This window comes from Cyanobium sp. NIVA-CYA 375 (genome assembly GCF_056108345.1).
On record NZ_JBSYHW010000239.1, the window covers coordinates 1 to 1,016 of the forward strand.

The window sequence follows — 1,016 nt, forward strand, 5'->3', positions numbered from 1 at the left end:
GGAGGCTGAAATGCGGGCATTGCTGCGCAAGGCCGAGATCATCGACGCTCAGGAGGACGGCCAATACGGCAAGGGCAGGCGAGGAGACGAGGAGGGCCTCGCCTGCAATGTTGTTGCTCAACGCCTTGGCCTTCCGTCCAGCAGCCTGGCCCGCTGGCTGCGGCAGAGCCGTTTTGACCAGGGCTCTACCAGTCCCCGGGACCAGTGTCTGCACACCAGCGAGTCGCGGACTGAGCTCAACCGGCTCCGCAAGGAAAACCGGGAGCTCAGGAGGGAGAAGGATTTTTTTCGGCTGGCGGCGGCACACTTTGCCAAAGAGCAGTTGTCGCCGAAAGGTTTCGCTTGATAGCTGAGCTTTCAGGTCGTCACCCCGTCTCATGGTTGTGCCATCAGTTGGATGTGGCCCGCAGTGGTTTCTACGCCTGGCAGCAGCGGCAGGAGGTGCCGGGACCACTGGCGGCGGAGAACGCCGTGATCAGCGTCGAGATCGAGGCGGTATTCCAGGAGCAACGCGGCTTCTACGGCTCCCCACGGATCGATCAGGAGCTGCGTGCGCAGGCCGCCAGGTCGGTCGCCATCGTGTCGCCAGAAACTTCTCGCGGACGGTCTGCCTCTTGACGGTCTTCTGCTTGTAGTCAGACAAACCGAGCTGCTTGCTCCTCGTCAATCAAGTCCTGGCGTGCGATACCGGCACCATTTGCGCGCGGACTGCTCACGTTTTCCAGATTCTCCTTATCTCAATACAGCTCACAAAGATCCGTCTCTTGTAAATTTATGCAACCAATAGTGCCCTCTGCTTCCTCCCCCTGTTGTACATTCTATAAGTTTATTCTCTGTAGAGGAAGGTCCTTGAATTGGTTTTGCGCTGGAGGCCGACATGGCTTTCTCGTTCTACTTGTGGTCGCGAGTGTTAGCAGCCCGGCCTCCTCCTCGCCGCGGTATAATTACGAGCAAAATCGTTTTTTGCAATATGTTAAGAATGGCTATGAAGCTAACAGCATGCTTAATGATCTCCA

At 57.2% G+C, this 1,016-nt stretch carries 2 protein-coding genes; both read left to right on the forward strand.

Going from position 1 to position 1,016, the window contains the following annotated elements; translation table 11 throughout:
• The coding region (locus AC01FP_RS17795; RefSeq protein ID WP_474482089.1) for a transposase at positions 1–346 on the forward strand (346 nt) is incomplete at its 5' end.
• Positions 347–393: 47 nt separating this feature from the next.
• Positions 394–618, forward strand: a complete 225-nt coding sequence (locus AC01FP_RS17800) for a hypothetical protein (protein WP_474482092.1) — start codon at positions 394–396, stop codon at positions 616–618.
• Positions 619–1,016 lie beyond the last annotated feature (398 nt).